We start from the raw sequence: 25,876 nt of genomic DNA, 5'->3' as shown, positions 1-25,876 counted from the left end.
TGGTGGCTGGTGGCTGGTGGCTGGTGGCTGGTGGCTGGTGGCTGGTGGCTGGTGGCTGGTGGCTGGTGGCTGGTGGCTGGTGGCTGGTGGCTGGTGGCTGGTTGATTGCTGAGTAGAGTTGGCTGTAGCAGCTGGTGAGCTGGGGCATCTTAAAGCAACAAAAGTAACTGTCCGGCAGACCCGGACAGCCAGATAAAACTTCCCATCCTCCCGCCCCGCGTGGTATTCTAGGAGTTGCGTATTCTTTTTGACAAAAACTGCTGGAGCGCTTACCATTTAGCATAGAACGAAAGGAGAGGGTCACCTTGAATTGGCTCGGATCACTGCAGCAGTTGGGCAGAGCCATAATGCTTCCTACCATGGTGTTACCGGCTGCAGCTATTCTGCTGAGTCTGGGCAGCTTGCCGTGGTCTGCATGGGGACTTTCTTCGGTATCTGAAGTGACTACATACGCGGGGCAGGGAATATTTTATTTCATGCCTTATTTATTTGCTGTGGGCGTTGCCTGGGGGCTGTCCAATCAGGCCGGGCCGGCCGGTCTTGCAGCATTAGCGGGAATGTTCACCTATGACCGGATTGTTTCCAATATGGGCGACGGAACGGTTCAGCCTGCAACACTCATCGGAATTATTCTCGGGATTGTCGCCGGTGTGGCGCATAACAAATTTAAAAATATCAAGCTTCCGGAGGCGATCCAGTTTTTTGGCGGGTCGCGGTTTGTGCTCCTGTTCATGGGCCTGTTCTCCGCCCTGTTTGCCTGGGTAATGCTCGGCGTTTCGCCGCTGCTGCAGGATGTGCTTGATCATCTGTTCCGCAATATACAGTCTGCTGGCGGGTACGGCGTGTTCGTATACGGGGTACTGTACAGGGTGCTTACAGCCTTCGGGCTCCATCATATCCTGAATAACGTGTTCTGGTTTCAGCTTGGCAGCTTTACTACTCCTGACGGCAGTGCAGTCGTGCAGGGGGATTTGCCGCGTTTTTTTGCGGGTGACCCGACTGCAGGCGTGTTTATGGCCGGGCTGTTTCCGATTATGATGTTTGCGCTCCCGGCAATTGCACTGGCCATCATCCAGGAAGCGCGTGAGGATCTGAAGCCTAAGATCAAGAAGACTTTTTTGCGTGCCGCGCTGGTCTGCTTTTTGACCGGGGTGTCGGAGCAGATCGAATTTGCGTTCCTGTTTGCGTCCCCGTATCTGTTCGCCGTGCATGTGGTAATGTCGGGTCTGGCTATGGTGCTGACCTATCTGCTGGACATCCATCACGGGTTCTCGTATTCGGCGGGAGCGATTGACTTCTTCCTGAATATGCATCTTTCCCAACGTGCCTGGCTGCTGATTCCGATCGGCATAGGCTACGCGGTTGTTTATTATAATCTGTTCCGCTGGGCGATCCGCCGCTTCCAGATTCCGACTCCGGGACGCGAAGAAGGCTCTGAGCTTGGCGACTGGGCGGGTAATATACCTTATCAGGCTCCGCTGATTCTGGAGGCGCTGGGCGGCAAAGAAAACATCGTCCAGGTGCAGGCCTGCATCACAAGGCTAAGATTAACCGTGCACAATGACCGATATATAGATACATCAGCGCTCAAGGGCCTCGGCTCTGCGGGCATTATTAAGCTTGGCGGCGGCAACGTGCAGGTGGTATTCGGAACCTATTCCGAGCTGATCCGCGAGGAAATCGACAAGCTGATGCTGCGCGATCTGCCGCAGGTACTGTTCTGTGCCCCGATCCAGGGCAAGATGATGCCGATTGAGGAAGTGCCTGACCATATTTTTGCCGCAAAGCTGGTTGGCGACGGGGTGGCTTTTTATCCGGAAAAAGGAGAGCTGGTCTCGCCCGTATTCGGCAAGGTGATGCACGTGTACCCTACAATGCACGCAATTGGCATTTCTACGCCCGAGGGGCTTGAGGTGCTGATGCATATCGGGATCGATACATCCCAGCTCAAGGGGCCGTTTGAGGCGCTTGTACAGGAAGGCGACAGCGTGGAGCCGGGGCAGCTGCTCGTCCGGTTCGATCTGGCTTACCTGCAGGAGCATGCCGCTTCGCTGGCAACGCCGATGGTTATCACCAATCCTGACCGTGTCAAATCGTGGAGCTATGCTCCATTCAAAAATGTTAAAAAGGGGCAGTCTTCGGTAATGTCCGTGGTATTACATGAAAGTGTTGGAGGGGTGGAAGCATGATTCAAGGCATAGGCGCTGCAGCAGGTGTAGCTATCGGGAAGGCCTTTGTCCTGCCTAACTGGGAATGGAGCCTGCCGGACACGCAAGTGAATCCGGTTGATCTGGCCCAGGAATTTGAGCGGTTATATGAAGGAATCCGCACCTCTAAGGATGAGATTGAATTTATCAAAAAAGAATTCCGCGAGGTCGTCGGGCCGGAGGAATCCAGCATTTTTGATGCCCATCTGGCCATTCTGGATGATCCGGTGTTTATGAGTGAAATCCGCGGTATTATTGAACGCCAGTATAAGGCAGCCGAAGTGGCGGTAAAGGAAGCTATCGATCATTTTGTGGCCATGTTCGATCTGCTGGACGATGAATATATGAAGGAGCGGGCGGTAGACATCAAGGATGTCGGCAACCGGCTGCTTAAGCATCTGCTGGGCGCTCCGGAGGTAACTTTGCCTTCTGATACACAGCCCTACATTCTGGTGGCGAAGGAGTTGTCTCCGTCCCAGCTGGCCCACCTGAATCCGGTGTACGTACTGGGGATTGTCACCATGATGGGCGGCAAAACTTCACATTCCTCGATCATGGCCCGGGCGCTCGGGATCCCGCTGGTTGCGGGCCTTGAGAACAAAATCAGCAATCCGATCCAGACCGGCGACATGCTGGCGATGGACGGGGATACCGGCATTGTACAGCTGCATCCGGATGAAGCCACGATACAGTTATATGCCGCAAGACGCGATAAGCAGCAGCGCAAAAAGGAACAGCTTGAGCTGCTCGCTACCGTTGAAGCTGTTACGAAGGACGGCGTAAATCTGCATCTGGCCGGTAATATCAGCTCCGTCAAAGAGCTGGATATGGCGCTGAAGTACGGTGCGGAGGGAGTCGGCCTGTTCCGTACAGAATTCCTGTACATGGACCGGCATTCCTTCCCGACAGAGGAAGAGCAGTTTGAGGTTTATAAGCTGGTCGCCGAGAAGGTTGGCAGCAGCACGGTGGTTATCCGCACGCTGGACGTCGGGGGAGACAAGCATCTTGATTATTTCCAGCTTCCGGAAGAACAGAACCCGTTCCTTGGCTATCGCGCCATCCGCATCAGTCTGGACCGGACGGATTTGTTCAAAACCCAGCTAACAGCAATCCTGCGGGCCAGCCATTACGGCAATGTCAAAATTATGTTCCCGATGATTTCTTCTGTAGAAGAGGTTCAGGCGGCCAAGGCCGTATTGAACGAAGTGAAGCAGGATCTGGATCAACGGGGTATTCCTTATAACGCCAACATTCCGGTCGGCATCATGATTGAGGTTCCGGCAGCTGTTATGATTGCCGACCTCCTGGCTGAGGAAGTCGATTTCTTCAGCATCGGCACCAACGATCTGGTGCAGTATGTGCTGGCCGTGGACCGGATGAACGAGCAGATCGCCCATATGTACCACCCTTACCATCCGGCGGTGCTGCGCATGATCCGGATGACTGTGCAGGCGGCACGCAGCGCCGGTATTGATATCAGCGTCTGCGGCGAGCTGGCGGCGGATGAACGTTCACTGCCGCTCTGGCTGGAGCTCGGAATCAGCAATCTCAGCATGTCGCCGCAGGCGCTGCTGCGTGTGAAGCACAGAACCCTTAATACCATAGCGTCCGAGGCCAGAGAGACGGCAAAAGCCTGCTTCCGCTACAAGACAAGCCTGGAGACGGAAGAAGTACTTGGCGCATTTGCCGGACGGGGAGCTACGGCGGCAGAAGTTATAAAAGAAAAGACATCATAGTGAAAACCAGCGAATAACAGGTTCGCTGAATTGCAGGGTCCGGCGCAATACGCCGGACTTTTTGCGTTACAGGGTACACATAAAAGCATTAGAAAAAAAAGTAAAACCGTTTCCGGGCTCCGGAAGTCAGTATAGATAGAAGTACAAAAGAAGCTTTTGAAGCTGCAAACAAAGGAGGTTAGGATAGCGGAGAATGGAAAATCTGATGGAGGTTGAACATGTCCAGCAGGCCAAAGAGGAGGCTCAGGCCTTTATCAGCCTTGTATCCGGACAGAAAAGGATCCTTTACGGGATAGCCTACAGCTATTTCCGCAGTGAAGCGGATGCACTTGAGATGCTGCAGGAAGCAACGTACCGGGCCTGGAGCAAGCGGAAAAGCCTTAAAGATCCCGGGAAATTTGCACCCTGGATAACACGGATAATGGTTAACTGCTGCAACGATGAAATGAAGCGGAGAAAACGGCTGGTTCCGGTAAAAACACCGGATGAAAGCGGCGGGGTTGTCATGGTATTGACCAGTGACCGGAAGCTGGATATGGAGCAGGCGCTGGATAGCGTGAAGCTGAAATACCGCCAGGTGCTTGTGCTGAAATACTACCGCGACATGACGTTAACAGAGATTGCCGAAGTGCTGGACAAGCCGGAAGGAACAGTCAAAACCTGGCTGAACAAGGGGCTTAAACAGCTGCGTAACAAAATGAAAGGGGGAGCGGCAAATGGCTGGCAGTGAGGAAAGGCTGTTAAAGGAGTATTTTGACGGAATATCAAGGGAATTGGAGGATATACCGCATGTTAAAATGAATGCGGCAATACGCAGCGGCATATCAGGCCCGGCCCGAAACCGGACATCAGCACGTAAGAGGTTTTCGGTAAGTGCAGCAGTAGTATTAGCTGCTGCGGCGCTGTTCGCAGTTCCCTGGATCGGTAAGCAGCCGGAGGCGCTGGAACTACAGAACTTATCAGCTCCATCACAGATGAATGAGGCGTTTACACCTTATCTCTGGAAGGCAATAAATGATACTACCGTATCCTCAGCCATTGAAGCAGGATTGATTGAGCGGGTTAGCGGTGTAACGGCTGAGCAGAACGGGTTTGTACTTAAGGTAGACGGAATTGCCGCAGACCGCAAGGGTATTATGATCTTGTATTCCCTGCAAAATAATACCGGTCAAAAAGCACGTGTGGATAATCTGCAGCTGGAAGGCAAAAGTAACTCACCGGTAAACTACCGGTATGGCTGGGCTTTAAATAACACGGATGTACCAACCGGTACGACTCTAAATTATGAAATATTACAGTGGGCTGAAGGGTTTGATTCACTGCCTGACGAAATCACCCTTGAATTGAATCTTGGTGAGAGCAGGCCGGTTTCTCAAGCTTCCGGAGAAAAACCGCTGGCGGCGCTGTCTGTCCCTATCACACTGGATAAAGGGAAGATGGCCAAGTCAGGCGAGGTCCACACCGTTAACAAAACGCTGACAGTCGGCGGGCAGGAAATCTTAATCAACGAAGTGTATACTTCTGCGACCGGGATTTATCTGGAACCCGTTTACAATGAGCAAAACAGCAAACAAATCTTTTCCATGATTTATCCGCGGTTTTTGTTGGGCGGCAACGGTATTTTTTCAAGTATGAGTCCAGTCCGCACGGTGGTGGTTGAAGGCAAGGAGATGCTGGTATTCGGGAATGACAGCCGTTCCAGCCAGCCGCTTCAATTTCAGCTCGACGGCATTTTGGCGCTGGATAAGGATGCCCTTAAACTGGTTATTGATACGGAACAGCAGCAGATCATCAAAGCTCCCGACAATAACTTAACTATGTCCCTGTATACGGCCGAAAGAGGAACAACGATGATTCTGAAACATAACACAGCACCGGGGAAGAAAAGGTTCTATAACGCTTTAATGCTGGATACTGAGTTTACCGATTCCAAAGGCCAGATTCATTCAACCGCTAATCTGTATGATATTCCGCCGTATCAGGCGTCAGCCGACCAGAAGTCGGTCCCTGTGCTGGATTATATGGGACTAGGCAGCAATAAGTACGCCCAGCCGCTGATATTTACTATAACCAGTTATCCGGCCCCGATTAACCAGAAGGTATCGCTCGAAATCCGTGACTGACTGCCGGACAAAGAAACGGAACAAGCCCTGGACCTCAGGAGATGATGAGGCAGGGCTTGTTTGTCATGCTTGAAAATAAACGTATCGTCCGCTTATTCCCCGGCCAGCGCATCGCAGAAGGCTTTGCCGTATGGAGGAAGGTCAGGCGGGCGGCGGGCGGATATGATGTGTCCGTCAGTCACTACAGCTTCATCCTTCCAGATAGCTCCAGCATTCTCCATGTCGTCGCGAATGCCTGGTGTAGAGGTAACGGTTACCCCGTCCAGGATTTTGGCGGAGATCAGTACCCAGCCGGCATGGCAGATCTGGCCGATCGGCTTTTTGGCCGTGTTGAAATCCTGAACCAGCTTCAGTACGGCACTGTAGCGGCGGATTTTATCGGGTGCCCAGCCTCCGGGCACAAGAATACCGTCGTAATCGGCTGCGCTCAGATCATCCCAGGAATATTCGGCTGTTGCGGGTACACCGTATTTGCCGATATAGGTTTTACCCTTCTCAAGTCCGGCCAGATGGACCTCGGCGCCTTCCTCGCGCACCCGGTATACCGGATACCAGAGCTCCAGATCCTCGAATTCATCATCCACCAGTGCGATCACTTTTTTACTTGATAATCTCATTGTCAGCAGCTCCCTTCGGATCTCGATATCCTGTTCATTCTATCAAATTTGAAATATGAAGTCATCTTTGCATAAACATTACTTTGCTTTATTGCCAAATAAATCATTTAATGCAAATCGGAAGGAGTTTGGATGCCGGAAGTCGAATATAGCTTTGAAAAGGCAGGTTTCTGTGTTTTTTAATTTTTTCAGCCTGAGGTGTAGGAGATGTTAAAAGATAACGTTGTTAAAAAGTCATGCAGCTGCGGTGGAACCATGACCATACATATGCACACCCTGATTTACAGCGCAAAGATCAAAATCACTCACGTCCCTGTCTATACGTGCGGTGTCTGCGCCCGTTATGAACCGTTGCCATCCATTAAGAGGGAGCTGGGCAGACTGATCGGCGAACTGGAGAATGTCATTCCGGGGCGGCGGCTATCTTTTGCTGAACGGAATGAGTGGGCGAGTGTGCTTAAGGAGGTCTTCAGTGCAGGCGAATTTCCCGGGGGGTTCAGTGAACTGGAGGAGAGCATCCGAGAAGCCGCTGAGGCCCGGATTGATGTCCTGCTTGATGTTTACCGGCTGGCTATCGAGCTTGCTGATGTAAAATGGATGGAAGAAACCGGAAGCAGACTGGCGCAATTGGCAGTAAAATCGGCAGAAAACGCGAAATGAAAAGTTTTTTCTGCAAAAATGATGAAAATTTTTCACGAATGTTGGATTTTTCACGGACTTTTTGTTACCATAGTAACAGGTTCATAATTTGTGCAGGTTGAACGCGCTGTATTTGCGGTTTATAGACAAAAACTTCATCCTTTCACAGGACTTTTTTAACATTGAAAGAAATTTGAAAGGAAAATGAAGCGTTATCATTGCACAATTGTACAAAGTGTCGTATCATAATTTTAATTAGTCGAACGATAAAATTTATCGCAATGGAGAGAGTAATTTGACGGTAACCATTTACGATGTAGCTCGCGAAGCAGGCGTATCTATGGCTACGGTATCACGGGTTGTGAATAATAACCCTAACGTGAAGCCGCAGACCCGGAAGAAAGTATTTGAAGCAATTGAACGTTTGGGCTATCGTCCAAATGCCGTGGCGAGAGGTCTTGCCAGCAAGAAAACGACAACCGTAGGGGTTGTCATTCCCGATATCTCCAACTCGATTTTTGCGGAAATTGCCCGCGGGATTGAGGATATCGCGAACATGTATCATTACAATATTATTTTGTGTAATGCGGACAAACGCAAAGAGAAGGAAATCCGTGTTATCAATACGCTTCTGGAGAAACAGGTTGACGGGCTGCTCTTTATGGGCGGTACGGTAACGGATGAGCATATCCAGGCATTCCAGACCTCGGCTGTTCCAATCGTGCTTTGCGCAACCCGCGACGAGAAGGGCACCTATCCTTCGGTTGATATCGACCATGAGAATGCGGCTTTTGATGCGGTGAACACGCTTATCCGTCACGGGCACCGTGAAATTGCGATGATCAGCGGAACGCTGCAGGATCCGGCTAACGGCTATGCGCGGTTCCAAGGCTACAAGAAGGCGCTGGAAGCGGCTGGAATTGAGTATCAGGAAGATCTGGTGCGCATCGGTAACTACCGTTACGAATCCGGTGTCGAAGCGATGAAGTACTTCCTCGGACTCAAGAAGAAGCCGACTGCCATCTTTGCTGCAACAGATGAAATGGCGATTGGCGCCATCCACAGCATTCAGGATGAAGGTCTGAAGGTTCCTGATGACTTCTCGATTATGAGTGTTGACAACATCCGCATGGCTTCCATGGTTCGTCCGCTGCTGACTACTGTAGCTCAGCCGATGTATGACCTGGGTGCGGTTGCGATGAGACTTTTGACCAAGCTGATGAAGAAGGAGACCGTTGAGAATCCGCGGGTTATTCTGCCGCATGAGACAATTCTCCGCCTCTCTGTCAATCACGTGAACAAGTAACAATCTTTTATAAAGGTACGTAGAAAGCTCCTTCGGGAGCTTTTTATGTTGCCCGGGGTGTAATGGTTTCAGATTCCCGCGACAGCGGAGGTAACGGAGGAATATCGATTGAGTGAGGTTATCGGATTAATAGGCGCGATGGATGAGGAGATTGAGCTGCTGCTCAGCAGCATGGACAACAAGCGGACTTCAGTCAAGGCAGGGGTTACATACTATTCCGGCGATGTTTTCGGCAGAAGGGCGGTTCTCTGCAGATCAGGGGTGGGCAAAGTGAATGCGGCAGTCACAACGCAAATTCTGCTGGATACGTTTGGTGTATCCAAGGTGCTCTTTACCGGAGTGGCCGGTGCGGTTCATCCGCTTCTTGACATCGGCGATATCGTCATTTCCTCGGCCTGTATTCAGCATGATATGGATGTGACGGCGCTCGGCTACCCTAAGGGGGTTATTCCTTATCAGGAGGTATCTGTCTTTACTGCAGACGAGAAACTGGTGAAGCTGGCCGAGCAGGCCTGTAAAGAGCTTAAGCAGCATTTTGTAACAGGTATTGTGCTTTCAGGGGATCAATTCATCGCCAGCAGTGAAGCAGTGGAAGCGCTATACCGTGATCTGAACGGCGCTTGTGCAGAGATGGAGGGGGCGGCTGTTGCCCAGGTCTGTTATATGAATGAAGCTCCGTTTGTCATCATCCGTTCCATGTCGGATAAAGCCGACGGCTCAGCTCATGTGAGCTATAATGAATTTACGGTCACAGCAGCACGGTGCTCCCATGCCATTCTCGAATATATGCTGAAGGCGCCGGAGCTGTAAAGATTAATCGGCTAATACATAAAACGCTGCCTGAAGCGGACCCTGTCAAAGGTCTCCTGGGAGGACAATGGCACCCTCTTGCCGATCCGGACCATCAGGCAGTTGGCCGGATGTGAACAAATCTCCGGATCATCGGTGGCGTACCAGACCATCCCTACGGATTTCATCAGCTTTTCCATCATGTTCCGGTAGGCCCATACATCCAGCCCGCTGCCTTTAAGGTCCCAGTGCCAGTAGTATTCTGTAGTGAACACAATACAATTCTCCAGCTGTTCCCGCTCAAAAGCGGCGGCAAGCATCAGTCTGCCAAGCCCGCTTCCCCTGTAACCATTGGCTACCTCTATTGCCCCCAGTTCAATCAGATCCGGCATATTTGCCTGTGACCACAGCTCCAGCTCATCCGGATAATGAAAAGTGACATAACCAACCAGGATCTGGTTACAGACGGCGGCAATAACCCGGCCTTCAGACAATTCGCTGATTTCTATAAGGGCCACCAGCTGCTCATGCGGTTTGCGGAAGGCATCAAGATCGGGATGAATAGTGAGACTGTGCAAAAAGCTTGAAGACACAGGGCCGCTCACGGTGATTAGGCTTATGTTATGCAGGAGGGTGTGTGAGACTGGGATTTTGCAGTGCTCCATGTACCGGGCTCCTTCCGTCTAACTAAATTATGGAATGTAATCGCTTACTGTGTTATACTGATTCCGACATAAAATATTCACAATTATTGTATTGACAGTTGGCGGGGTGTTGAAGTCCCGCTTTTCAAGCTTAAATCAATCCAGCAGGGGAGGCAAGAGTAATGGGGCAAGTCCACAATGAAATTTTGCCGGGCCGTGTAGAACATGCTAATTTGCGCGATTATACCCTGGCAGTGCAGCAATTCCGGTGGGAGGATGTAGAGCGGACTTTCTCCTGGTATCACACCGGCAAGGTGAATATGGCCCATGAAGCGATTGACCGCCATGTCTCGGAAGGACGGGGTGCGGCCACTGCCTTGATCTACAGCGATCTCTCCAGGGAAGAGCGGTACACCTTCTCCGACCTGCAGGAACACTCCAGCCGTTTTGGTAATGTTCTGCGAAAATACGGCGTGGGCAAGGGAGAGCGTGTTTTTATTTTTATGCCGCGCAGCCCGGAACTGTATTTCAGTCTGCTCGGTGTCCTCAGGGTTGGGGCGGTAGCAGGGCCGCTGTTCGAGGCGTTTATGGAGACAGCTGTAAAAGACCGGCTGGAGGATAGCGGTGCGGTTGCTCTGGTGACTACACCGGAGCTGCTGAAACGGGTGAGACGGGAGGAGCTGCCTGCACTCCGGCATATTATAGTAGTTGGCGGAGCCGTAGAGGAGCAGGGAATCATCAGCTATGAGGCGGAGATGGCGGCAGCGAAGGCGGAACTTGAGCCGGAATGGCTTACCCTGGAAGATGGCCTTATTATGCATTATACCTCCGGTTCTACCGGCAAGCCCAAAGGGGTCTATCATGCACAGAGAGCGATGATCCAGCATTATTATACAGGCAAAATTGTGCTGGATTTGCGGCCGGATGATATCTACTGGTGTACCGCAGACCCCGGATGGGTCACCGGCACCTCTTACGGAATTTTCGCGCCCTGGCTGAACGGTGTTGCCAATGTGGTGCGGGGCGGGCGCTTCAGTCCGGGAGACTGGTACAGAACGATTGAGCGCTTCGCTGTCACCGTCTGGTACAGTGCGCCTACAGCATTCCGCATGCTGATGGGTGCAGGGGAGAACAGCCTTGCCGGAATCGATCTGGGCAGCCTCAGGCATGTGCTGTCTGTAGGGGAGCCGCTGAATCCGGAGGTGGTGCGCTGGGGCGATAAAGTCTACCGGCAGCGTATTCATGATACGTGGTGGATGACTGAAACCGGCGCCCAGCTGATCTGCAACTATCCCGGGATGGATATTAAGCCGGGGTCCATGGGACGCCCGCTGCCCGGCATTGAGGCAGCCATTCTCGATGACAGGGGGAATGAGCTGCCGCCTTATTCGATGGGAAATCTGGCGATACGTACGCCCTGGCCTTCCATGATGGCGAAGATCTGGAACAACCAGGCTAAGTACGATGAATACTTCCGGATCCCCGGCTGGTACATCTCCGGTGACTCTGCTTATATGGACGAGGACGGATATTTCTGGTTTCAGGGCCGGATCGATGATGTAATCAATTCCTCAGGGGAGCGCATTGGCCCCTTTGAGGTGGAGAGCAAGCTGGTAGAGCACCCTGCCGTGGCTGAGGCAGGGGTTATCGGGAAGCCCGATTTGCTGCGGGGGGAGATTATAAAGGCTTTTATATCGCTCAGAGAGGGTTATACAGCGACTGCAGAGCTGAAGGATGAGATTGCAGCCTTTGTCAAAGCAGGGCTGTCTGCGCATGCTGCGCCCCGTGAAATTGAGTTTAAGGAGAAGCTGCCCAAAACCCGTTCCGGCAAAATTATGCGCCGCGTGCTGAAGGCCTGGGAGCTGCAGCTTCCGGCAGGCGACCTCTCCACCATTGAGGATTAACGTGATAGGAAGGCACAAAGAAACACCGGTTCCTGCATTCAGCGGGAACCGGTGTTTCTTTGTGTTCTATAACTTATTGGGCATTGCCGGAGCCGGCATTGCTGTTGCCGCCGGCAGCGTTGTTAACGCCGCCGGTCGGTACTTCTTCAGCGCCCGGCGGCTGAATGATAATCATGCCGGGATCTTCTACAGTGCCGTCAGGCGGCAGACTGCCTTCAGGTGTAGCCTCTGCTCCCGGAAGGATCTCCGGGGTTGGCGTCGGCTCTGGTGTCGGGGCAGCGCCTCCGGCAATACTGCCTGAAGCTGTCTCATGCCCGGCTACGTCCACAGCTGTGACATAGAAGGTGGCGTTGACATTCTGCGGTGTGCCCGGTTTAAAGACGGTGCTCTCGCCTGCGGAAATGACCGCCTGCTTCTGGAAGGCGCCTCCGTTCAGTGAACGGTACAGGCGGTAGCCTACTACATCCGGTGAGCCGCTTGCTGCAAAAGCAATGACAGCCTTGCCTGTACTGTAGGAGACACTGACATTACCGGGAGGTGACGGAGCCGTCCCATCGTCTACACGCGGGTCAACCTCGGTCGGGAAGTCGGTTTTGGCATCCGCAGGCAGATAATACTGCAGCGATTCATGCTCTTTCATTCCCTCGAAGGCTGCCAGCAGCTCCTTGATGAGATCCTGAATCGGCTTCTCCCGCTTGACAACGATCTTCTCCTTAAGGAAATCGTCAGGTGTGCCTTCGAGCGGAAGGTAGTTCACACCGTTGTAGGTAATGTATTTGGCTTTGGAGATGCCGTCATCACTGTCCTGCGGCACATATTTGGCATTAAACAGGTCTGTAGTAAACTTATCGGTCAGATCAGTCGGCAGCTTGCCGCTGTAAGCCGAGACCGTCTTCTTGACTATCCCTTCAGGCTGGGCGAACTCCTTGGTTACAAACAGATCCGGCTGCTTGTCGATTACGGCGTTCATGACCTTGGCCCACAGCGTCTGGGCCTGCCGCTTCTGGGTATCGCCCTGTAGCGTATTAATCTGCTCCTTGTAGCCGACCCACATGCCGAGTGTTACATCAGGTGTATAACCCATGAACCAGACATCACCATAATTTTGTGTGGAACCGGTTTTGCCGACTATCGGCACTTCCTTGAAGTGCTTGTAGGTGCTTTTTACGGTGGAAGCCGTACCCTCTGTAATGACGGTCCGCAGCATGTCTGTCATCAGATAAGCAGTCTGCTCGGAGAACACCTGCTCCGGATTCACTTTATGCTGGTAAATGATTTTGCCCTGGGAATCGACGATCTTCTCAATCATGTAGGCATCATTAAAAGCTCCGTTGTTGCCGATTGAAGAATAGGCGTTGGTTAATTCCTCAACGGATACCCCGTAACGGAGACCGCCGATAACCCCGGTCTGCGCATAATAATCATCATCCTGAATAGTGGTTATCCCCAGCTTCTTGGTGAACGCCCAGGATTCTTCAATACCGACCTTGTCGTTAAACAGCTTCAGAGCCGGCAGATTAAGCGATTTGTTAAGCGCGTAGCGGGCTGTAACAAGCCCCTGATAGCGGTTGTTGGCATTCTTCGGAATGTGAAAGCCCTTGGTCCCGTCCTTTAGGATAATCGGGGCATCGTCCAGGATGCTGGCCGGCTGGATCAAACCGCTGTCGAGCGCAGGCAGATAGGCAGCGATCGGTTTCATGGTTGAACCCGGCTGACGGATCATCTGTGTGGCATAGTTCATCTGTTCAATATTAAAATCACGGCCCTCGATCATTCCAAGGATCGCCCCGGTCTTGTTGTCGATCAGCATACCGGCCGTTTGTTCCTTGCCTCTTGTTTCGCTGTCCTTCGTAAAATTATCACTGTCTTCCGAAATGCTGTGCATGGCGCTGTATACTTTTTTGTCAATTGTGGTGTATACGCGGTAACCGCCGGTCATCAGCTGCTGACGGGCTTCCTCAAGCAGGACAGTGTCGTTGCCGGAGGCTGTTGAACCTTCAGCACCCTCCGTGCTCTCTGTAACGTACTTATCCTCATTGATGGACAGCAGAATTTCCGCTGCCTTGCGCTCTGTTTCCAGCATCAGGTAAGGGAAGGTGGCATAAGCTTTCTTCGTATGCGGAGCCAGAGAAGCCTGGATATCAAACTGCAGCGCTTCATTGTATTGTGTTGTCGTGATTTTGTTCTCTTCAAGCATCCGGCGCAGCACAAGCTTCTGGCGCTCCATGGCCCGGCCGAAGGCCGTCTCATTGAATTCACCTACGCCGTTGAAGGCGGAATACTTGGAGGGAAGCTGGGGAAGCCCGGCCAGGTAAGCAGCTTGAGCGACATTGAGCTTGTCGAGATCATCCAGCCCGAATATTCCTTTGGCAGCTGCCTTGATACCGTAAACATTGTAGCCGTTGGAGCCGTTTCCGAAGGGAACCTTGTTAAGGTAGGCTGTAAGGATTTCCTGTTTGGATAAAAATCGCTCCAGGCGCAGCGACAGCAGAATTTCCTTGACCTTGCGGTCCTCTGTACGGTCAAGGTTAAGAAATACACGTCTGGCCAGCTGCTGGGTCAGGGTACTGCCCCCGGTCTGGAAGGACTCGTTAAGCAGCTTCTGCTTGACGGCACGCAGGGTGCTGCTGAAATCAATTCCTACATGCTCGTAGAAATTGTTGTCCTCAATGGCGAGAACGGCATCGATCACCAGCTGTGGAATATCATTAAATTCAATAAGCCTGCGGTCTTCTTCGGTACGGAGCTGGCCAATCGGCTGTCCGTCACGGAAATAAGCAAAGCCGGTGATGGCGTTCTGGCTAACCTGCTGCTGAATCAATTCCTCGGAGCGTACAGGGTCGTCCTTTACAATGGAAGTGACATAGCCTGCCACGGCACCGCCGGCAAACAGAAGGCCCAGGATGCCGAGTATAAACACCCATTTTACGACTGAACCGAACCTGCGGAGCCAGGATCTGCGCGGGGGACGCTGTTTTGCGGTCTTCTTCTTTTTCTCCTCAACCATCGACGATAATCCTCCTTTTAACGGAACTATTATAGCACAATTTGCCGGTTTTGAATGCGCTTCTGCCGGAAAGTAAGTTTAAGGCACTGTTGACTTTTAGAATCCTTTCATGGTATAAAATTACTCAATTGGATACGGACAAAAGCGTTGAAGGACATCAGTAGAAGACAAGCCATGTGTTTCAGAGAGCCGGTGGGTGGTGCGAACCGGCAGCAGGCCCCTTTGAATTACAGTCCGGAGCTGTCCGGAGGAACACAGGTGCACAGGAGGCCTGCCAGTAGTCCGGAACCGGGGCATACCCGTTATGATAATGAAGTGAAGGATCTGCTGCTGCCTCTCTCATGGCGGGGATCTTTAATTAGGGTGGTACCGCGAGCCGTCTGCTCGTCCCTTTGGGGATGAGCAGACGGCTCTTTTTGCATTCAACTGAGACAATTTGAAGGAGGACATGGGTATGAAATGGGAAGATTTGACCCCTGCGCAGCAGCAGGAGGTGGAGCGCCAGCTGGAAATAGCCGTTCGCGGTGCAGCGGAAATTGTGCCGGTGGAGGAACTGAAAAGCAAGCTGGTGAAGTCAGTGGGAACGGGGGTGCCGCTCAACATTAAGCTGGGGCTTGATCCGTCGGCACCCGATATTCATATCGGGCATACCGTTGTTCTGCACAAGCTGCGCCAGTTTCAGCAGTCCGGTCATCAGGTGCAGCTGATTATCGGGGATTTTACCGGAATGATTGGGGACCCTACGGGCAAATCGGAGACACGTAAACAGCTCAGCAGGGACGAAGTGCAGCGTAATGCGGCTACCTACAGGCAGCAGATTTTCAAAATTCTTGATCCTGATAAAACCAGGCTGCTGCTCAATTCGGATTGGCTAAGCCCCATGGACTTTGCGGAGGTTGTCAATCTGGCGGCAAAAGTGACGGTGGCGCGGATGATGGAGCGGGATGATTTCACCAAGCGGTTCCAGGCCGGGCAGGCGATCAGCGTGCATGAGTTCTTCTACCCGCTTATGCAGGGAATGGATTCGGTGGTGAGCAGGACGGATATCGAGATCGGCGGCACTGACCAGAAGTTCAATATCCTTATGGGCCGTACCCTGCAATCCGCGGGATGTGAAGATGCGTCTGGCCCATACGCTGGTCCGGATGTACCATGGGGCAGAGGCGGCAGAGTCCGCACAGCAGCATTTTGTTACAGTGTTTCAGCAGCGTGCGCTGCCGGAGGAGATAGAGAGCTATAGCCTTGCTGCCGCAGAGCTGGAGAACGGTACCCTCAAGCTGGTTAGGCTGCTGACGCTGCTTGGTTTTGCAGAGACGAATAGTGAGGCCAGACGCAGCATCCGGCAGGGGGCAGTGAAGCTGAACGGAATGAAGCTGGAGGAACAGGCTGTAGAGGTCACTCCGCAGGATGGGGATATCATTCAGTTAGGGAAGCGCAGGTTCGCCAGGCTGAATCTGATGTAAAAGACAACAAAAAAAGCCTCCGGGGAACCGGAGGCTTTGATCGAACCAATCTTAACGGTTGTAGAACTCGACGATTTGCTTTTCATCGATATCTTGGGACAGCTCAGCGCGTTCCGGCAAACGAACATATTTGCCTTCGAATGCTGCATCAGCATATTCCAGGTAAGCTGGAAGGTGATTGCGGTTTTCCAGAGCTTCCTTGATGGACTTCATGGAACGGCTTCTTTCGCGAAGACCAATTACATCGCCTACGCTTACACGGTAAGAAGCGATGTCGACTTTTTTGCCGTTAACGGTTACGTGGCCATGGGCTACCAGCTGACGTGCGCCTGCACGGGAGTTAGCAAATCCAAGACGGTAAACGAGGTTATCCAGACGGCTTTCGAGCAGGAACATGAAGTTTTCGCCCGCGATACCCTGGATCTTTTGAGCTTTGGAGAACAAAGTGCGGAATTGCTTCTCGCCCAAACCGTACATGTGACGGAGTTTTTGTTTTTCCAAAAGCTGCATTCCGTAATTACTTACTTTTCTGCGTTGGTTAGCGCCGTGCTGTCCCGGAGGGAAAGGGCGTTTCAGGTCTTTGCCTGTACCGCTAAGGGAAATGCCCAGACGGCGGCTGAGTTTGAATTTAGGTCCGGTGTAACGTGCCATATTAAAGTAGACTCCTTTATAATTGAAATTTCATGGTAGGGCCTATTTGTGCCGCAACCGTCTTCGTGAAAGCGTGTATTTGGTTTCACTCTGCCGGGGAAGTTCAGCCGCTGCCCTGGCAGTAACGGGATGCGTGAGGGTGACACAACGTTACGCCCAAGTAAGACTTCTTATCAGTCTTGTTCAACAATAAATATTATATGAAAACAACAGGCAAAGTCAAGTTCTTCTTTTATAAGATTTTGTCTATCTTTGTCGTTAGTTCTTTGGTCCTAAAAAAAATCCCGGGTTTTAGGAAAATATAATGCATTACAGGAAGAAAGGGAGTAAAATATAGCTAATTAGATGTTATCGGATATATTTTAATTTGAGATGTAAAGGGGATCCTAGTTATGTCGGAACAGGAAGCATGCGTTCAGAAAGATACACGTATGCTGTTGCAGGACACAATGCAATCAAGCGGAGACCCAGGTGATCCCGCCGCGTGGCTGAGGGAGACGGATATCGTATCCTACGATTTCCCGTACGCAGGCCAGTTGCTTGCAGAGAGTTTCAGAGAATGGCGGGGGCTGAATGTACCTCCGTTTGCGAAGCTGTGGGATTGGTGTGTGCTTAACTATAAAGGAAAATGGATTGAAGCGGCTGACGGAACCGGTGCGCAGAGCGGGCTCTGGAGAGCAGAGTGGGAAAAAGGCGCAGCCGGCAGCCTGGACTCACGGGAGCCTGTTACATTCGCCGCAGAAGTTCCGGCGGACAGTTCCGGGATGCAGCTGCTGGTGATCCCTGTGTTTACCAGAAGCAAAGGTGAAATCTTCGCCCTGCTTGGCTGTGCAATGCCGGCTGAGCAATACGAACTGGGCGGACGGCATACGGCGGAAGCGATGGCGATACATTACCAGACCTGCTTTTACCGCAGGTTCGAGCATGTATTTGTCTCTGATCTGGCAGGCGTCCACCAGCATGCCGAGCGTGAAAGCAGCCGCCGCTCCCTGTTGTTCCAGATCGTCCAGCGGATGCACGACAATATTGACGTCAACGCTGTGCTGACCGAGGTGATCGACAGCATTTCTGCGATGTATCCTGGTGCGCGGCTGGAGCTGTTCATGTCGCAGGATCACCGCAGCACCCACCCGCAGGTCAAACCGCTGCCGCTGCGCTGGGGCCAGGACGATGTCTGCGCCAAGGCCTTCAAGGACGGGCGCGTGACTCTGCATGCCGGGCGTGATAATAATTCTGTAGAGATCGGCCTGCCGCTGGGCGGCAAGCAGGGGATATACGGCGTATTTCATATGATGCTGGACAAGCCATCCTTCCCGGATGTAGATCTCCGTTTTCTGACCATGATTGCCGATACTGCAGGAACAGCCTTCGAGAACGCCAAGCTGTATGAGCGCTCAAACCAGCTGATCCGCGAGCTGCGCATGATGAGTGAGCTGACCCAGCGCCTCAACCAGAGTCTGCGTCTCGGGGATATTTTTCAATACGCCTTTGAAGAGCTGCTGGAGATGTTCGGCGCCGATTACTGCTGTATACTGCACCTTAATGAAGAGAAGGGCGGGCTAGAAGCGATCGCCTGCAACTTTCCGCCACTGCGCGGAGAGATTATCGAAACAGGAAAGGGACTGGGCGGGCAGGTGTATGCACTGGGAGAGCCGCTTATATTATCAGAATATAGAAATACCGCAGGCGTTTCTTCAAGGCTTATGACCGCAACGGAGTCGCAGTCGGTGATTGCAACTCCGCTGAATGTGGGCGGAGAGATCCGGGGCGCAATTATGCTGACCCACCGCGAGCCGCATTATTTCTCCTATGACAGCTTCCGTCTGCTGCAGGCGATGGCCGGCCACATCGGACTGGCTGTCGGCAATGCCCGCCTGCATGCTGAGGTCCGCTATCTGGCGAACCGGGATAGCCTGACCGGCCTGTACGCCCGTCACTACCTGGATGAAGAGATCAAGGAGCGGCAGACAAAAGACTTCTGCGGAACACTGGTAGTAGTGGACATCGACCAGTTCAAGATGGTAAACGATACATACGGTCACCAGAAGGGTGACAAAATTCTGAAGCAGGTCAGTGAAATTGTCAAATCTTCCATCCGGCAAGGTGATATAGCAGCGAGGTGGGGCGGTGAGGAGCTCGCGGTTTATTTGCCGCAGCTTGGAATCCAGCAGGCCCAGTTCGTGGCTGAACGGATCCGCAAGCGGGTGATGGGCGAGACGGAGCCTCGTGTCACTGTATCCTGCGGAATCGCCGAATGGAGCTGGACGGATGAGCGGATAAGCGTAGAATCGCTCTTTTACAGGGCGGATATGGCGCTTTATGAGGCAAAGAACAACGGGCGGAACCTGGTAGTCATTGACGGTAAAAATTCAGATGTAAGCATAAAGAATCCTTAGGCTGCCAGCCCAAAGGGTTCTTTTTTTTTGATAAGAACGGGGTCCCTACTAAAGTAACGGAGTCAGCTTCCATGTTAAACCCCGGACTCTGCTTTCTGCATAAGCCTGTTATTGAAGGAGAACCTAGAAAGAAAACCGATCAGGAAAGGCATGAGTGCCATGATAATACGTGTCTTGTCTTATAAGCGAAGAGTTTCGGCGGTGCTGGCTATGCTGCTGCTCAGCGGCTGCACTGTATCCGGCGGCAAGCCGGCCGCGGAGGAGTTGAATCTGGCTCTGGCCGGAATGGACGGAAAGGATGCCGTTACGTTTGAAGGCTCGGCGGCACTGCTGATAGCGGGGAAGCCGGTACCGGAGTCTGCCCTGTATTATGGAGGCAAAGTGCAGGACCATAACCGGATCAGCCTGTATTCCCTGCTTCCGGATGAGGCGGGAGAGATCAGGACGGCTTCGGAGGAAGGCAGCATGGAAAAGTTAGGCGGCAGCAAGGCGTCAACTCCTGCTCTGTATACAAAGCTGGAGAAGAAGAACGGGGAATGGCAGCCTCAGCAATCCGGTGAAGCCGGCAGGCTTGCCGGCCTCAACCCCCTGCAGCAGCTGGAGGAGCTGCAGAAGCCGGACACGCAGGTGACTGAGGAGTCCGGTTCTTCCGGCGGGACCCGGGTGCTGCGGATCAGGTTAAGTCCTGATGCAGCCAAGCGGCAGCTGTCCGAGGAGCTGGAACGGGAAATGCAGGCAATCCGGCAGGAGTCAGACGCTGAATCTGCAGGGCAGACTGCTGAGGTCAAGGAAGCGATGAATGCGCTTTGGACACAGAAGTCCAAGGAGCTTGAACAGCGGATAGATGAAGCTGAAGTGACCTCCGTCTATTTTATGAAGGTGGATACCAGACACAGCCTGCCCAAGAGATTGACCTGGACGCGGACCATCCGTTATCCGGGGATGAGAGATCCCGCAGCCGGGGAAGCGTATGTGACCAAGGTGGATTTTTACGGCTATCAATAGAATGTTACCGGGCACAGAAGGCTTGCGCTGAGTAGAGGGCGTGCTACAATAGAACGGTATGCCATTTTTATGTAAGAGGAAGGAAGAGAGCAGGATGAAGGATCCAAGAATTCAAAAGCTGGCGGCAAACCTTGTAGGGTATTCCGTAGACGTACAGCCTGGCGAAAATGTGCTGGTCGAGATGATCGGCAGTGAACGAGATTTGATCAAAGCTGTTGTGGAGGAGGTCGGCAAAGCCGGAGGCCATGCCTTTGTCCAGCTGACTGACCGCACCGTCCTGCGCAGCATGCTTAAATATGCAACCCCGGAAGGGATCAAAACCTGGGCTGAGATCGACCTGAACCGCATGAAGCAGATGGATTGCTATATCGGTATCCGTGCCGGCGAGAATGTCAACGATCTGGCTGATGTGCCGGAAGAAAATATGAAGCTGTACAATTCCCTGTATTCTCATCCGGTACATAGTGAGCAGCGTGTCAAGCATACCAAATGGGTAGTTCTGCGTTATCCTAACGCGAGCATGGCTCAGCTGGCCAACACCACCACTGAAGCTTTTGAAGACTTCTACTTTGAAGTATGCAACCTGGATTATGCCAAGATGGACAAAGCCCAGGATGCCCTTGCAGAGCTTATGCGGAAGACAGACAAGGTGCGGATCACAGGTCCCGGAACGGAGCTCACCTTCTCGATCAAGGGAATCGGTGCGGAGAAATGCTCCGGACAGAAAAATATCCCTGACGGTGAAGTCTACAGCGCCCCTGTCCGCGATTCCGTTAACGGAACGATCAGCTATAACGCGGCCACGCTGTACAACGGCATCACTTTTGAAAATGTGAAATTCCGCTTTGAGAACGGAAAAATCGTGGAAGCGACCAGCAATGATACCGCCCGCCTTAACGAAATTCTTGATTCCGACGACGGCGCGCGCCATATCGGTGAATTCGCAATCGGCTTCAATCCGTACATCCTGCACCCGATGAAGGATATTCTGTTCGATGAGAAAATCGCCGGCAGCCTTCACTTTACTCCGGGGCAGGCTTATGAAGTGACTGACAACGGCAACCGCTCCTCCATCCACTGGGATCTTGTGCTGATCCAGCGTCCCGAGTACGGCGGCGGGGAGATTTATTTTGATGACGTGCTGATCCGCAAGGATGGAATTTTCGTGATTCCGGAGCTTATTGGTCTGAATCCTGAAAACCTGAAATAAAATGTAATCAACAGAAAACACCTTGCGCGAGTAAGCGGATTCAAGGTATCATGGAATTGGTTACAAATCAACAAGCGAACTAAGTTTTTCTAATCAAGTTGCGGAGGGATTCCTATGTCCAGTAACAATGCGGCAATCGTGGATATTGCCCAAACGGCAAGCCAGTTCAACTCATCAATCGTCCTTCAGGCGGACAACAAGTACATTGACGTCAAGAGCATCCTTGGGTTGTTTACAACTCTGGTTTCCAGTCAAAGCTACGAACTTCATGTTCACGGCACTGATGCCGAAGAAGCAAAGAAAGCAATGAGCGAAGTTTTTTCCAAGCACGGTCTGAATTTTACTGTTGTTGCTGAGTAATCTATCAGCCTCAAAGACGTCCTGCCTATGCGGCAGGGCGTTTTTTTGCAGTCGCGAAACTGAATTCTTGTATTGAATCTCAATTTCGACTAATATTAAACTAAATAGCAGTAACAGCTGTAACTTTTGGACATGGGGGGGAAAATGCATGACTTCATCGGATTTGCAGGAACAGCTTAATCTTAAAGCAATTACTCTTCTACAAGAAGATGCCGATAAAATTCAGAAGCTCATCGAAGTGCAGATGGAGAATCTGGCGACTCGTTACTGCCCTCTCTATGAGGAAGTGCTGGATACCCAGATGTACGGCTTCTCCAGAGAGGTTGATTTTGCGGTCAGGGCGGGGCTTGTACCGGAGTATACAGGTAAGCAGGTACTCAGTGAGCTGGAGCGTAATCTGGCTGTGCTGTACGAGGCGCTGAACAAGAAGGCGGAAGAGCGCGGGAATTAGGCTGAGGCTTCCATCTGTTCATAAAAACGCACATGAGGGTTAGTGACCGCCCATGTGCGTTTTTTGTTGTACAGCAATGTTGGAGAATGAGCCTATACGAGGTAGAAGGAGACTCCAAGAATCATATAGACCGCCAGCAGCAGCAGCCCTTCGTACCAGTTGGTTGAACCGTCCTGAATAATAGACTTGGCTATAAACACGGAGACGGCGATGGCTACAATCTCTATAGTCGTAAAGACGATGTCCATGGTATTACCCAGGAAGTAGCTTGCGAAGATGAGGACAGGCGCTACGAACAGGGCAATCTGCAGGCTGCTGCCGACAGCGATCTCTACAGCAGCCCCGATTTTGTTCTTCATGGCCAGCATTATCGCCGCACTGTGCTCAGCCGCATTCCCGATAATAGCGACGAGGAACGCGCCGACGAACAGTTCGCTGAAGCCGAAGCGCTCGGTCAGCGTCTCCAGCGTGCCGACCAGCCATTCGCTGACAAAAGCGACCATTACCGTAGCCAGAATCAGATACAGGATGGACTTGCCCTTGGACCAGGCAGGAGCATGCTCGTTAGGCAGCTCCTCTGCGTTGTCATCCGTTACATCGGCCAGATATTTCTTGTGGGTAATCATGGAGAAGATCAGCCACGCCATATAAGCAGCAATCAGCAGACCCGCCACAACAAGACTGAGCACATCCGTGTCCCGTTCGGTGATGGAGTGGGTGTTAAAGAACATGGCGGGAACAAAGAGGGCGATGACTGCCACGATCATCAGTGAGCCGTTGAGCCCGGCCAGGGTGACGTTGAAATTCTGAACCTTGAACTTCATTCCCCCGGCAAAAATGCTCAGGCCCAGCACCAGCAGCAGGTTGCCGATAATGGAGCCGGTGAGACTCGCTTTCACCATGTCAAACAGCCCTTCCTTGACCAGGAAGAAGGCAATGATCAGCTCTGCGGCATTACCGAAGGTGGCATTAAGAAAGCCCCCCAGCCGCTGTCCGGCATAGTGGGCTACGCTTTCGGTTGCCCGGCCGAGGAAGCCGGCTACAAAAACAACCGCCACTGCGGATAACACGAATTGCAGCGTGTGATCCCAGTCCGCATAATGTCCGGCTGCGCTTAAGATAAAAGTGATTATCAGCAGCGCCGGAGAAATCCATTTTTTCAAGTGAAACACACCCCGATCTTTGTATGTAGGTTAAATTCATATTTCAATATACCCAAATTAAACCAGGGTGTAAACGGTGCTGCAGAAGTCATTTGCTTTTTAGCCTATTTTCGAATTACAATAATTGATAATGAGTGTAGGGGGGATATGGCATGGCGGAACAACTTCAACTTGAAATGGGAAACATACGGATATCCAATGATGTCGTCTCAAAAATTGCCGGACTAGCGGCATTGGAGACTCCGGGTATAGCGGCCATGTCAGGCGGCTTATCCGAAGGCTGGGCCAAGCGCCTCAGCGGCAAAAATGTGCAGAAGGGCGTCACTGTCGAAGTCGGACAGCTTGAAGCTGCAGTGGATCTGCGTATTATCGTATTGTACGAGACACCGATTCATGAGGTCTGCCGGATGCTGCAGCAGAACGTGCGTGAAGCTGTAGAGAGCATGACAGGGCTCCATATTGTTGAGGTCAATGTAAAGGTAGAAGGCGTTGCCTTTAAGAATGACGAAATCTCTTAAGCCAAGAATGTAAAAAGGCAGTCCGGAATGGGTTTTCCGGACTGCCTTTTTGTATCTTATGAAGCATGAACCGGCAGATTCAGCGGCTGGCGCGTACCTGTCTGACGGTAGTTACAGATTTGGTGACCTCTTCTTTGGCCGGACGGTTGGTTTCACGCGAAATGCTCAGCATAATGCCCATGCAGAACATCGTTACGACCAGTGAAGAACCGCCGTAGCTGATGAACGGAAGTGTGACTCCGGTAAGCGGGATCGTCTTGGTGACTCCGCCTATGTTGACAAAGGCCTGAATGGCGATCAGCCCCATGACCCCGACACCGACCAGCGTACCGAAAGGATCGGTACATCTGAGGGCAATCAGAATCCCTCTCCAGATAAAGTACAGATAGACCAGCAGGAAAATAGCAGTCCCGATAAAACCGAGCTCCTCGCCGATAACAGCGAAAATAAAGTCCGTATAAGGATAAGGCAGGTAGTGCAGCTTCTGGATGCTCTGTCCGAAGCCGGCACCGCCCGCACCGCCTTCTCCAAGTGCCATCAGCGACTGGATAATGTTATAGCCTCCGTCTTCGGCATCCTGGAACGGGTCAAGAAAAGCAGTGATGCGGTCCATTTTGTAATTATTAGCTGCGGCAACAGTAGCAGGCTGCGGCGACAGGAAGTCGATGGCGGTCTTTGCGCCCATTACAATTCCTACACCGAGCACCAGAAGTGCGATAGAGGCGAGAATATGCTTCATGCTGGCACCGCCGGCATAGATAACGAGGCCGCTGGTTGCCACGAGAATCAGACAGGAGCCCAGATCCGGCTGCATCATAATAAGACCGGCAACAATGCCGACTATAACCATGACCGGAATATAGCCGGTGCGAAAATCTCTCAGCCGTTCCCCTTTTTTGGTAATGAGTGCGGCCAGATAGAGAATAATGGAGATTTTGGCCAGCTCTGTGGGCTGGATGCCGAGTCCGCCGATGTTGAACCAGCTCTTGGCCCCGTTAGTGCGCTCAGTGAAAGCGACAAGTAACAGCAGAATAAGCGTAATCAAAAAGATCGGGGCATACCATTTCTTGAATTTGCTATAGTGGATATTCATCACAGTAAACATTACAACACTGCCGACCACTACCCACTGGATCTGATTCTTAAGGAAGTACAGCGGATCGTTTCCGAACTTTTCACTGGCCAGCGTCAGATTGGAGCTGGAGCTGAATACCATGACGAGTCCGAAGCCGACAAGCAGCAGAGTCAGGATAAGCAGCTGGAAATCGGGAGTGCCTCTTTTGGGCAGGCTGGCCTTTTGTTTAGTTTTTCCTTTTACGGTGTTCAAGCTTCAAGCAGTCCTTTCAGCTCAAGAATGCGCTGTGCTGCAGTGTCCAGTACGGGCTGAGGAACCGGGGATTCGTACTCCAGGCCATGGGGAAAGGTGGCCTTGCCCAAGTAAACGGCTTCAATCGCAAGCACGGCATCGGGCTTCTCCAGCTTGCCTTCGACGGCGCGTGTGTTGATCCGCAGGAAATATTCGCTGCCATTCTGGTGATCCTCAATCTTGCAATCGTAAGTGGCTCGGTAGTATTCCCATTGCCAGCGGATAAATCCGGCTTTGGCCGCACTTTCATCCAGATACTGAAGGTCGCTTTGCAGTCCTACGAGGCCAGTGTTCTCAAATATCATAGCGCACATATCCCCC

At 52.1% G+C, this 25,876-nt stretch carries 21 protein-coding genes, 1 pseudogene and 1 other annotated feature; of the genes and pseudogenes, 15 read left to right on the top strand and 7 right to left on the bottom strand.

What is annotated here, in order from left to right; all coding sequences use genetic code 11:
- The first annotated feature begins 305 nt into the window (after positions 1-305).
- The 4 genes from M2108_RS18880 (at position 306) to M2108_RS18865 (ending at position 6,066) form a co-directional block, all read left to right on the top strand.
- Complete coding sequence (locus tag M2108_RS18880; RefSeq protein ID WP_277470769.1) at positions 306-2,189, top strand: glucose PTS transporter subunit IIA; 1,884 nt, start codon at positions 306-308, stop codon at positions 2,187-2,189.
- A complete protein-coding gene (gene ptsP, locus M2108_RS18875) occupies positions 2,186-3,943 on the top strand; it encodes a phosphoenolpyruvate--protein phosphotransferase (RefSeq protein WP_277470770.1) in 1,758 nt (585 codons plus the stop codon). The genes M2108_RS18880 and ptsP overlap by 4 nt, the downstream gene beginning before the upstream one ends.
- Positions 3,944-4,136: 193 nt before the next feature.
- Entirely contained in the window at positions 4,137-4,673 is a 537-nt protein-coding gene (locus tag M2108_RS18870) for a sigma-70 family RNA polymerase sigma factor (RefSeq protein WP_277470771.1), read from the top strand.
- Positions 4,660-6,066: a hypothetical protein gene (locus M2108_RS18865; RefSeq protein ID WP_277470772.1), complete on the top strand. Its 1,407-nt coding sequence runs from the start codon at positions 4,660-4,662 to the stop codon at positions 6,064-6,066. Before M2108_RS18870 ends, M2108_RS18865 begins: the two co-directional genes overlap by 14 nt.
- A gap of 92 nt (positions 6,067-6,158) precedes the next feature.
- Here M2108_RS18865 and M2108_RS18860 read toward each other — a convergent pair whose 3' ends face one another.
- Positions 6,159-6,683, bottom strand: a complete 525-nt coding sequence (locus tag M2108_RS18860) for a type 1 glutamine amidotransferase domain-containing protein (protein ID WP_277470773.1) — start codon at positions 6,681-6,683, stop codon at positions 6,159-6,161.
- 207 nt (positions 6,684-6,890) lie between these two features.
- Between M2108_RS18860 and M2108_RS18855 the strand changes: the two genes are divergently transcribed.
- From M2108_RS18855 to M2108_RS18845, 3 genes are all read left to right on the top strand, one after another.
- Positions 6,891-7,343, top strand: coding sequence for a hypothetical protein (locus M2108_RS18855; protein ID WP_280777146.1), 453 nt, complete (start codon positions 6,891-6,893; stop codon positions 7,341-7,343).
- Positions 7,344-7,617: 274 nt separating this feature from the next.
- Entirely contained in the window at positions 7,618-8,628 is a 1,011-nt protein-coding gene (gene ccpA / locus M2108_RS18850) for a catabolite control protein A (RefSeq protein WP_277470775.1), read from the top strand.
- 108 nt (positions 8,629-8,736) lie between these two features.
- Entirely contained in the window at positions 8,737-9,438 is a 702-nt protein-coding gene (locus M2108_RS18845; protein WP_277470776.1) for a 5'-methylthioadenosine/adenosylhomocysteine nucleosidase, read from the top strand.
- Positions 9,439-9,449: 11 nt separating this feature from the next.
- On the opposite strand, the gene M2108_RS18840 is transcribed toward M2108_RS18845, so the two are convergent.
- On the bottom strand, positions 9,450-10,082 hold the full coding sequence (locus M2108_RS18840) for a GNAT family N-acetyltransferase (RefSeq protein ID WP_277470777.1): 633 nt from the start codon (positions 10,080-10,082) through the stop codon (positions 9,450-9,452).
- A gap of 161 nt (positions 10,083-10,243) precedes the next feature.
- Between M2108_RS18840 and acsA the strand changes: the two genes are divergently transcribed.
- Entirely contained in the window at positions 10,244-11,965 is a 1,722-nt protein-coding gene (gene acsA / locus M2108_RS18835) for an acetate--CoA ligase (protein ID WP_277470778.1), read from the top strand.
- Positions 11,966-12,038: 73 nt separating this feature from the next.
- Here the strand turns inward: acsA and M2108_RS18830 are convergent, their stop codons facing one another.
- Positions 12,039-14,972, bottom strand: coding sequence for a transglycosylase domain-containing protein (locus M2108_RS18830; RefSeq protein WP_277470779.1), 2,934 nt, complete (start codon positions 14,970-14,972; stop codon positions 12,039-12,041).
- A 138-nt stretch (positions 14,973-15,110) separates the two neighbouring features.
- Positions 15,111-15,367, top strand: a binding site (T-box leader).
- A 59-nt stretch (positions 15,368-15,426) separates the two neighbouring features.
- On the opposite strand from M2108_RS18830, the pseudogene tyrS reads away from it, so the two are divergent.
- A pseudogene (gene tyrS / locus M2108_RS18825) lies at positions 15,427-16,435 on the top strand (tyrosine--tRNA ligase).
- Positions 16,436-16,486: 51 nt separating this feature from the next.
- Here the strand turns inward: tyrS and rpsD are convergent.
- Complete coding sequence (rpsD, locus tag M2108_RS18820; protein ID WP_277470780.1) at positions 16,487-17,086, bottom strand: 30S ribosomal protein S4; 600 nt, start codon at positions 17,084-17,086, stop codon at positions 16,487-16,489.
- Between the two features lie 392 nt (positions 17,087-17,478).
- On the opposite strand from rpsD, the gene M2108_RS18815 reads away from it, so the two are divergent.
- The 5 genes from M2108_RS18815 to M2108_RS18795 all read left to right on the top strand — a co-directional run bounded on the left by M2108_RS18815 (position 17,479) and on the right by M2108_RS18795 (position 22,508).
- Positions 17,479-19,482 (top strand): sensor domain-containing diguanylate cyclase, encoded by a 2,004-nt coding sequence (locus M2108_RS18815; RefSeq protein ID WP_280777145.1) that lies wholly within the window; start codon positions 17,479-17,481, stop codon positions 19,480-19,482.
- Between the two features lie 159 nt (positions 19,483-19,641).
- Positions 19,642-20,487, top strand: coding sequence for a hypothetical protein (locus M2108_RS18810; RefSeq protein ID WP_277506284.1), 846 nt, complete (start codon positions 19,642-19,644; stop codon positions 20,485-20,487).
- Positions 20,488-20,581: 94 nt separating this feature from the next.
- Positions 20,582-21,697: an aminopeptidase gene (locus M2108_RS18805; RefSeq protein WP_277470783.1), complete on the top strand. Its 1,116-nt coding sequence runs from the start codon at positions 20,582-20,584 to the stop codon at positions 21,695-21,697.
- A 114-nt stretch (positions 21,698-21,811) separates the two neighbouring features.
- Positions 21,812-22,057 (top strand): HPr family phosphocarrier protein, encoded by a 246-nt coding sequence (locus M2108_RS18800; RefSeq protein ID WP_039872573.1) that lies wholly within the window; start codon positions 21,812-21,814, stop codon positions 22,055-22,057.
- Positions 22,058-22,205: 148 nt separating this feature from the next.
- Complete coding sequence (locus M2108_RS18795) at positions 22,206-22,508, top strand: Fpa/YlaN family protein (protein WP_068727580.1); 303 nt, start codon at positions 22,206-22,208, stop codon at positions 22,506-22,508.
- Between the two features lie 92 nt (positions 22,509-22,600).
- Here M2108_RS18795 and cax read toward each other — a convergent pair whose 3' ends face one another.
- Entirely contained in the window at positions 22,601-23,671 is a 1,071-nt protein-coding gene (cax, locus tag M2108_RS18790; RefSeq protein ID WP_277470784.1) for a calcium/proton exchanger, read from the bottom strand.
- Between the two features lie 152 nt (positions 23,672-23,823).
- Between cax and M2108_RS18785 the strand changes: the two genes are divergently transcribed.
- Positions 23,824-24,189, top strand: coding sequence for an Asp23/Gls24 family envelope stress response protein (locus M2108_RS18785; protein WP_019911482.1), 366 nt, complete (start codon positions 23,824-23,826; stop codon positions 24,187-24,189).
- A gap of 79 nt (positions 24,190-24,268) precedes the next feature.
- Here the strand turns inward: M2108_RS18785 and ftsW are convergent, their stop codons facing one another.
- Together ftsW and M2108_RS18775 are read right to left on the bottom strand one after the other, a co-directional pair.
- Positions 24,269-25,516: a putative lipid II flippase FtsW gene (gene ftsW, locus M2108_RS18780; RefSeq protein ID WP_277470785.1), complete on the bottom strand. Its 1,248-nt coding sequence runs from the start codon at positions 25,514-25,516 to the stop codon at positions 24,269-24,271.
- Entirely contained in the window at positions 25,513-25,860 is a 348-nt protein-coding gene (locus M2108_RS18775; protein WP_277470786.1) for a YugN family protein, read from the bottom strand. The genes ftsW and M2108_RS18775 overlap by 4 nt, the downstream gene beginning before the upstream one ends.
- Positions 25,861-25,876 lie beyond the last annotated feature (16 nt).

Source organism: Paenibacillus sp. PastM-3, assembly GCF_029893965.1.
In the GTDB taxonomy this organism is placed as follows: domain Bacteria; phylum Bacillota; class Bacilli; order Paenibacillales; family Paenibacillaceae; genus Paenibacillus_AQ.
Note: the sequence above shows the minus strand (reverse complement) of the source record. Positions and strands in the feature narration are given on the sequence as shown.

Bases quoted from the DNA above. Each gene is read 5' to 3' on its own strand.
- ptsP (WP_277470770.1), top strand. From the start codon at position 2,186: ATGATTCAAGGCATAGGCGCTGCAGCAGGTGTAGCTATCGGGAAGGCC.
- M2108_RS18870 (WP_277470771.1), top strand. From the start codon at position 4,137: ATGGAAAATCTGATGGAGGTTGAACATGTCCAGCAGGCCAAAGAGGAG.
- M2108_RS18865 (WP_277470772.1), top strand. From the start codon at position 4,660: ATGGCTGGCAGTGAGGAAAGGCTGTTAAAGGAGTATTTTGACGGAATA.
- M2108_RS18860 (WP_277470773.1), bottom strand. From the start codon at position 6,683: ATGAGATTATCAAGTAAAAAAGTGATCGCACTGGTGGATGATGAATTC.
- M2108_RS18855 (WP_280777146.1), top strand. From the start codon at position 6,891: ATGTTAAAAGATAACGTTGTTAAAAAGTCATGCAGCTGCGGTGGAACC.
- M2108_RS18840 (WP_277470777.1), bottom strand. From the start codon at position 10,082: ATGGAGCACTGCAAAATCCCAGTCTCACACACCCTCCTGCATAACATA.
- acsA (WP_277470778.1), top strand. From the start codon at position 10,244: ATGGGGCAAGTCCACAATGAAATTTTGCCGGGCCGTGTAGAACATGCT.
- M2108_RS18830 (WP_277470779.1), bottom strand. From the start codon at position 14,972: ATGGTTGAGGAGAAAAAGAAGAAGACCGCAAAACAGCGTCCCCCGCGC.
- rpsD (WP_277470780.1), bottom strand. From the start codon at position 17,086: ATGGCACGTTACACCGGACCTAAATTCAAACTCAGCCGCCGTCTGGGC.
- M2108_RS18815 (WP_280777145.1), top strand. From the start codon at position 17,479: ATGTCGGAACAGGAAGCATGCGTTCAGAAAGATACACGTATGCTGTTG.
- M2108_RS18810 (WP_277506284.1), top strand. From the start codon at position 19,642: ATGATAATACGTGTCTTGTCTTATAAGCGAAGAGTTTCGGCGGTGCTG.
- M2108_RS18805 (WP_277470783.1), top strand. From the start codon at position 20,582: ATGAAGGATCCAAGAATTCAAAAGCTGGCGGCAAACCTTGTAGGGTAT.
- M2108_RS18800 (WP_039872573.1), top strand. From the start codon at position 21,812: ATGTCCAGTAACAATGCGGCAATCGTGGATATTGCCCAAACGGCAAGC.
- M2108_RS18795 (WP_068727580.1), top strand. From the start codon at position 22,206: ATGACTTCATCGGATTTGCAGGAACAGCTTAATCTTAAAGCAATTACT.
- M2108_RS18785 (WP_019911482.1), top strand. From the start codon at position 23,824: ATGGCGGAACAACTTCAACTTGAAATGGGAAACATACGGATATCCAAT.
- M2108_RS18775 (WP_277470786.1), bottom strand. From the start codon at position 25,860: ATGATATTTGAGAACACTGGCCTCGTAGGACTGCAAAGCGACCTTCAG.